At 64.9% G+C, this 7,155-nt stretch carries 7 protein-coding genes; 5 read left to right on the top strand and 2 right to left on the bottom strand.

Going from position 1 to position 7,155, the window contains the following annotated elements; translation table 11 throughout:
• Positions 1–46: 46 nt before the first annotated feature.
• A complete protein-coding gene (locus tag KSS94_RS00645; RefSeq protein ID WP_217843489.1) occupies positions 47–388 on the top strand; it encodes a tryptophan synthase subunit beta in 342 nt (113 codons plus the stop codon).
• 245 nt (positions 389–633) lie between these two features.
• On the opposite strand, the gene lapD is transcribed toward KSS94_RS00645, so the two are convergent.
• Together lapD and lapG are read right to left on the bottom strand one after the other, a co-directional pair.
• Entirely contained in the window at positions 634–2,580 is a 1,947-nt protein-coding gene (gene lapD / locus KSS94_RS00640) for a cyclic di-GMP receptor LapD (protein ID WP_217841194.1), read from the bottom strand.
• Between the two features lie 10 nt (positions 2,581–2,590).
• Entirely contained in the window at positions 2,591–3,283 is a 693-nt protein-coding gene (gene lapG / locus KSS94_RS00635) for a cysteine protease LapG (RefSeq protein WP_225935823.1), read from the bottom strand.
• Positions 3,284–3,544: 261 nt separating this feature from the next.
• Here lapG and KSS94_RS00630 point away from each other — a divergent pair, with 261 nt between their 5' ends.
• The 4 genes from KSS94_RS00630 to KSS94_RS00615 all read left to right on the top strand — a co-directional run bounded on the left by KSS94_RS00630 (position 3,545) and on the right by KSS94_RS00615 (position 7,147).
• Positions 3,545–4,237 carry a GntR family transcriptional regulator gene (locus KSS94_RS00630; protein WP_217841193.1) on the top strand — a complete coding sequence of 231 codons (693 nt, stop codon included), beginning with the start codon at positions 3,545–3,547 and terminating at the stop codon, positions 4,235–4,237.
• A 44-nt stretch (positions 4,238–4,281) separates the two neighbouring features.
• Positions 4,282–4,848 carry a thioesterase domain-containing protein gene (locus tag KSS94_RS00625; protein WP_217841192.1) on the top strand — a complete coding sequence of 189 codons (567 nt, stop codon included), beginning with the start codon at positions 4,282–4,284 and terminating at the stop codon, positions 4,846–4,848.
• Positions 4,849–5,444: 596 nt separating this feature from the next.
• Positions 5,445–6,221 carry a DUF3050 domain-containing protein gene (locus KSS94_RS00620; protein ID WP_217841191.1) on the top strand — a complete coding sequence of 259 codons (777 nt, stop codon included), beginning with the start codon at positions 5,445–5,447 and terminating at the stop codon, positions 6,219–6,221.
• Positions 6,218–7,147 carry a diiron oxygenase gene (locus KSS94_RS00615; RefSeq protein ID WP_217841190.1) on the top strand — a complete coding sequence of 310 codons (930 nt, stop codon included), beginning with the start codon at positions 6,218–6,220 and terminating at the stop codon, positions 7,145–7,147. Before KSS94_RS00620 ends, KSS94_RS00615 begins: the two co-directional genes overlap by 4 nt.
• The last annotated feature ends 8 nt before the right edge of the window (positions 7,148–7,155 follow it).

Genomic DNA, 7,155 nt, shown 5'->3' with positions numbered 1-7,155 from the left:
CGCATAACCCAACCAGCAAGGAACCAACGTGACGAGGATGGAAGCCATGTTCTACGTGCAACGCGACGAGTTCGGCCAGTTGCAGCGGGTAGAAGCCGCCCCCTTCGCCGAGCACAACGAACTGCTGCCGGCCGACCATGCCGAAATCCAGGACTGGTTTGCCGACGACCTGGTGGAGAACAGCCTCAAGCAGCTCAAGCAGAGCGACCTGGACATGATCCGGGTGCTCGAGGACTTGATCGAGGTGCTGACCGAGAAGGGGGTGATCAGCATCACTGACCTGCCGGCGGGAGCTCAGGCCAAGCTGCTCAACCGCTCTACGGCGCGGCGGGCGCTGGGTAGTTTGAACAACCTGATCGAAGAGGATGAGGGGGGTGGGTTGATCTGAGGGCGCCGGTTCTGCGAGCCCACTGCGCCCTGTGTGTAGGACCGGCCGGAAAGGGCAGCGCAGCAGCCCCGGCGATTTTGCAGGGTGCCATTATTCTGGGGGCGCTACGCGCCCCATCGCGACACAAGGCCGCTTCCCACAGGATTGCACAAGGCCTGAGTCTGGCGCTGTACCTGTAGGAGCGGCTTTAGTCGCGAACACCGGCACAGCCGGTGCCAACCACCGCGTCGTCTGTAAACGCGGGTTCAACGCCAGGGTGCGGGTTCGCCCACCAACTGGCCCTGGATGCCTTGCACGCCCATCTTGCGCAGTACCTGCAGCTCGCCGTCGGTCTCTACCCGCTCGGCGATCAGCGGCAGGTCGATGCTGTGCGAGGCGCGCTGGATGGCCTCGATGAACAGGCGCTTGTGCTGCTCCTGGTCGATGTGGCGGATGTAGCTGCCATCGATCTTCAGGTACGCCAGGCCCAGGTGCGCCAGGTTGCCGATCATGCTGAAACGCCCGCCAAAACGCTGCAGCGCCAGGCCGAAACCTAGCCCGCGCAGGCACCGGGTGAGCTTTTCCAGCGCGGCTTGCTCGGGCAACTGCTCCTCGCCGATCTCGAGAGTCAGGCGCGGGCCGGCGTTGCGGTGCTGGCCGAGCAGGTCGAACACTTGCTGCAACGCCTTGGGCTCGGCGAGTGTTGCACCGGACAGGTTCAGCGCCAGCGACTCGCCATGGGCCGGCAGGTGCGCCAGCACTTTTTTGAGCATCAGCAGGTCAAGCCGTGGCATCCAGCCGAAGCGTTCCAGCCAGGGCAGATAGCGGCCGGCCGCCACGGCCTCGCCCTGCTGGTCGAGCAAGCGTGAAATGACCTTGTAGTGCAACACGCGTGCGGGCATGTGGCTGTCGACCACCGGCTGGAAGAACAGCTCGAAGCGGCCTTGGTCAAGGGCTTGGTCCAGCCGCTGGTGCCAGTCGTGGTGGCCGTCGCCGGCGCTGGCGGCAAGGCCTTGCTCCAGGCATACCCAGCCGGGCTGCGGCTGGGCTTCGGCGCGGGCCAGGGCCTCGTCGGCGAGCTTGAGCAACGCCTGCGGGGCATCGCCTGGGGTATAGGGCGCAAGGCCTATGCAGGCCACCGGGTCGACATCGCTGGCACCGGTGCTGTGCAGGCTTTGCAGGGTGACGGCCAGGGCCTGGGCCAGCTGGGTCGCCTCGTCATGCACCATGCCCGGCGCCAACACGGCGAATTCGCCGCCGCGGCTGCGGGTGATCAGGTCGTTGGTTTCGGGGTATTGCGCACAGGTGCGGCGCAACTGCTCGCCCACCGCCTGCAGCAACTGGTCGGTGCGCTGGCCGCCCAGGCGGGCATTGAGGCCGGCCAGGTCTTGCACGCGCACCAGCAGCAGGTAACCGGCGCGGGCGTCTTCGGCATTGCTGACCCGGGCGTTGAGCTGCATCTCGAAGTAACGCCGGTTGGCAAGGCCGGTGAGGCTGTCCTGGTAGGACTCGTTGCGCAGTTGCTCGCTGCGCTCGGCCTGTTCGCTGAACAGCGCCTTGAGCTTCTCGACCATCTGGTTCATCGCCTGCACCACCCGGCGCAGCTCGGGGGTGCGCGGCAGGTCCGGCAGGCTGAGGAACTCGCGCCGGGCGATGGCGTGGGACTGCGCCACCATGTAGTCCAGCGGGCGCAACTGGCGGCGCAACAGCAGGGCGCCGAGCAGCGCGCTGACCGCGCCGCACAGCAGCAACCAGCCGAGGCTGCCCAGGGCGCTCTGCCACAGTTTTGCCAGGGCGAACATCGGGTGGCTGATCACCTCGACCCGCGCCGCCTGCTGCCAGCCGCGGCTGACGATGGCATCACCGCCAGCCGGTTCCAGGCCGATCAGCTGGATGAACCAGCCGGGCACCTCGCCGCTGTCGGGTTCGGCGTGGCGCTCGACCAGCACGGCGTTGGACTGGATATCGATGACCTTGATGCTGGAGTAGTAGCCGCTGTCGAAGATCGAGCTGACCATCAGCTCGACCATCGCCGGGTCGTCGATGCTCGGCGTCAGTGACAGCGCCAGCGCGGTGGCGGCGTCCTGGGCGTGGGAGCGCAGCTGGTTGACGTACTGGCTGCGCGAACTCTCCAGGCTGACCATGAAACTGCCGCTGAAGGCGACCACCAGGAACAGGCAAATGGCAAGCAGCAATTGTTTGAACAGTGACATCTGTGCTCCCTCAGTAAACCGGTTCGGCCGGGAATCCTTCGGCCTGCATTTTCTTCAGCAAATCCTGCCAGCGTGACAGGCGCTTGGTGTCGCCGACCTTCTTGTTACCCGCCGCGCCCGTCAACCACAGGCCTTCACCATTGAAGGCGTAGACCGGCAGCAGGTCACTGCGCTGGCTGGCGGGCTTGATCGCGTCCATCAGGCTGTCGAGCACCAGGGGCTGGGCCTGTGGGCTTGAATAATAGGTCAGGACCATGTGCGCCCGGTTCTGGCGCAGGGCCTTGACGTAGGTGATGCGCAGTTTTTCGGCGGGGACGCCCATGCGCCGCAGGCTGAAGTACTTGGCGATGGCGTAGTCCTCGCAGTCGCCAGCGCCCTTGATCAGCGACTGCACCGGCGTTGCCCAGTAGTCCACCTCGTGCCACAGGTCGATGTCTTCGACGTAGCGCAGCTGCTGGTTGAAGAACAGGTTGACCTGTTTGAGCTGCTCCAGCTCGCTGGCCTGCTTCTGCGCGGCCATCAGGTTCTGCCAGGCGTCGATACGCCCCTGCCCCGCCCCAAGCGGGCCATAGAGTGCCTGGGCGCGGCGGCTGATCTGCGAGAAGTCCCAATCGGCCTGGACGCCGCCCAGCAGCAGGCAGCCGAGCAGCATGGCCAGGCCGAGGCGGCGTAGGGTGGTGCTGAGCGCCCAAGGTTTCGCCACTGCGAACACCCGTTCAGGTCCGTTGGAAGGTGCGATGGTGCAAGCTGGGGAAACAAAACACAACGGCACACTGCCAGCTGTCGGCAAACCCGCTTCCCACAAGGGCTGGCGCCCTTGGCCGTCTTCCCAATGCCTGCGACTTCATTCACGATAGCCGCGTTTGCACACGGGGCTGCCTTGCCTGGGCAAACACAGTGTTTGACAAGCGCCCCCCACCCTCTCTAGTGTTATTGGATCCAATCTTGCCGAGGCGACCCCTGCGTGGCTGAGAAACCCAAACTCCTGAGCACCGTCCTGGGTAGCGAACAGGTTCCTGCGCACCTGGCCCGCGGTGTCATCGAAGAACGCCTGCGCAGCGCCATCCTCGACGGCCGCCTGCCGCCGGGTACGGCTGTGCGCCAGCAGGAGCTGGCCACGCTGTTCGGCGTCAGCCGCATGCCGGTGCGCGAGGCGCTGCGCCAGCTCGAGGCGCAATCGCTGCTGCAGGTGGTGATGCACAAGGGCGCGGTAGTAGCGCCGCTGATCGGCGAGGACGCTGTCGATACCTACGGCCTGCGGGTACTGCTGGAAACCGAAGCACTGCGCCAATCGATCCCGCGGCTCGATGCCGACGACATTGCCCTGGCTCGCAGCTACATCCGCCAGCTGGAGACCGAAACCCGCCACGCCGAGATCGGCCGCCTGAACCGCCTGTTCCACATGTCGCTGTACAGCAAGGCCGGCAACCAGAAACTGCTGCGCCTGATCGAGATCGAGCTCAACGAGGAGGAACGCTTTCTGCGCTTCCACCTGTCGTCGATGGGCCTTGGTAAGCTCACCCAGGACGACCACATCGCCCTGGTGGATGCGGCCAGCGACAAGCTGGTAGACGAAGCCGTGAAGATGCTCGAAGCGCACCTGAACAACGCGGCACGCACCATTCGCAACTACCTCGACAGGCAATCGGCCACCTGACCCCACGCCAACGGCGTGACCAGGCATAAGGAACGGCAGTGCACGTGCAGACTCAAGCACCCCACGAACAGCCCACCAGGATTCGCCTGATCTGCCTGGCCTGCAGCCGCCAGCAGCTCGAGCAGTACCGCCAGTGGGCCGAAGCGTTGAGCGAGCCGGTGGAGGTGATCGCTGTAGACCTGCCAGCCACCGCCTGCCTCGACAGTGTCGACCCCGACGAGTCCAGCCATGCGCTGGCTAGTGCCCTGGGCGAGCGGCTGGAGCCGTTTCTGCAGCACCCCCATGCGATCTTCGGCCAGAGCCTGGGCGCCCATGCGGCGCTGGCATTGGCGCAATGGGCGCAGTGCCACTGGCCGGGGCAGACCCGCCACTTATTTGTTGCCAGCTGTGACAGCCCGAGCGTTGCCAGCGGCGGTGACAGCACGCCCTTGCAGGTGCCAATGACGGTGCTCTACCCGCCGGGTTCGCTGCCGGCGATGCTGGGCTGGAACCCTCTGGCCCACGGCGGCCTGGAGCTGATCGAGCTGCCGGCCCACGCAGTGGATGGCGCCCCGTTCAACCAGCGCATCGTGCGCATCTTCCATACCCACCTCGGCCTGCTCAGCTTCTGAGCCCCCCTGCCCTGCCTGACTGCACCGCGGCAAACGCGCGGCGTGCGCTGCTGGCCATGGCAGTGCCAGCATTTTGGGCACACTCTAGTCCCCGCAGCGGCCGCTGATCGTCAGTAGCGGACCTGGCCGCCTGCGCCCACATCCACCAGCAGAAGGAGCCTGCCACCGGGGCCAGGACCGCCAGCCGATCAGCTGCCCCTAAATAATCCCGACCCTCGACACCCGCTCATCAGTGCTCCGAGTGAGGCATTCACTCTGCATCTTTTTTCTGATCATTCATGATCGGAAGGGGTACTTATTGCCAAAATCAAAACAACTTAATTGTTTTGATCGAACAACTATCAACTTAAAAAAGTTGAAACTTGCAAATACTTCAAAAAACAATTGCAAGTACTTTGGAAGTTGCTCTAGCTTTTATAGCGCCGATACAGGGGGACCTGTTTCCCCGTGAGACCAGGCCCATAGAGCCCTGCACGGCCCATGCACGCTTGCTCGACATCGAAACTTCGTTCGAGGTACCCGCTCGCCCGAGGTTTGGAAGTTCGACAACTGACTGGCATCAACCGACCTGAAAACATGCCAAGACGGAACTAAACATGAGCCCATTGAAACGCACACTTTCCGACAAGAAACAGACACTTTCCCAGCACCCGTTGTTTTCTGAAATCGACTCGCTGGATACCCTGCGCCGGTTCATGGAAACCCATGTATTTGCCGTGTGGGACTTCATGTCGCTGACCAAGCGCCTGCAACAGGAACTGACCTGCGTCAGCCTGCCCTGGCTGCCGCCGGCCGACCCTGCAGCGGCGCGTTTGATCAACGAGATCGTGCTGGGCGAGGAGTCCGATGACCGCCTGGACCACGGCCACTACAGCCACTTCGAGCTGTACCTGGACGCCATGCGCGAAGTGGGTGCCAGCACCCAGGCGATCGAGCGGTTCGTCAGCCTGATGCAGCAGGGCGTCAGCCACCCGGAGGCGCTGCAGCGCGCCGGGGCCAGCGACGCGGCGCAACGCTTCGTGCGTGACACCCTGGAGGTTGCCCTGGACGCACCGGCGCATCAGGTGGCCGCGGCCTTCCTGCATGGCCGCGAAAGCGTCATCCCGAGCATGTTCCAGCAGATCCTCGACGAGTGGGGTATCGGCATCGAGCAGGCGCCGACCTTCCGTTACTACCTGCAACGCCATATCGAGGTGGACTCCGAAGACCACGGCCCGGCCGCCGAGCAGTTGCTGGCACGTCTGGTCGACCATGACCCGGTGCGCGAGGAGGATGTCTACGTGGCGGCCATCGCCGCAGTGGACAGCCGCATGGCGCTGTGGGACCGCCTGCGTGCGTCGATCAAGGCGCCGCTGGCCGAGGTTACGCCATGAATGCCGCCGAGTACCGCTCCTTCGCCGATGCCTGGGAAGAGCGCGCGACCATCCGCACCCGGCCACGGCGCCGGGTGGAGGATGACCAGCGGCTGATCTACCCGCTCAGCCGCCAGCCACTGGTGCTGGGCGCGGCCTTCCAGCGCGAATGCCCGCAGCTGCGCGATTTCGTGCTGGTGCAGAGCCTCTACAAGTTCATCAACGACGTGGTGATCTTCGAGACCGAAATCGTCGACCGCACCGCCCGGCGCATCGCCAAGGACCGTTTTGCCGTGCGCTTTCCGTTCGCCTGCCGCTACGACGCCATGACCGTGGTGGTGGACGAGGACTACCACGCCCTGGTGGCGATGGACTTCTTGCAGCAGACCATTGCCCTGACCGGCATCGAGCCGATCGCCCTGCCCCAGGAGATCGAGCTCAGCCGGGCGATACCGGCGGCGCTGGAGCGGGTGCCGGAGGCACTGCGCGATGCCATGGAGCTGATCTGCGTGGGTATCGCCGAGAACACCTTGACCGACGATGTGGCGGCCTTTGCCCGCGATGACACGGTCAAGCCGTCGGTGAAGGGGCTGATGGCCGACCACCTGCTCGACGAGGGGCGCCATTCGAGCTTTTGGGCGCGGCTGACGCGGATTTACTGGCAGGCCGCCCCGGAGGCGGACCGCCGGGCGTTGGCCGAGGTGTTGCCGGTGTTCTTGCGCGAGTACCTGACCAACGACATCCAGCAGGGTTTTGACTTTGCCCTGATCGCTGCGCTGCCGGTGGGCGAGGCGGTGCGCCAGGCCCTGCGCGAAGAAGTGCAGGGGTTGGCCTTCCCGATCAATCACCAGCACCCGCTGCTGGGCAACATCCTGCGCTTCCTGCGCAGCAGCTCGATGCTCGACGCCGGCTGCGTGCAGGACGCGCTGCGCGACTACCTGCCCTGAGGAGCACA

This window comes from Pseudomonas fakonensis, from assembly GCF_019139895.1.
GTDB classification, from domain to species: domain Bacteria; phylum Pseudomonadota; class Gammaproteobacteria; order Pseudomonadales; family Pseudomonadaceae; genus Aquipseudomonas; species Aquipseudomonas fakonensis.
The sequence above is the reverse complement of the archived record's forward strand: the minus strand, read 5'-3'. Positions and strand labels throughout refer to the sequence as shown.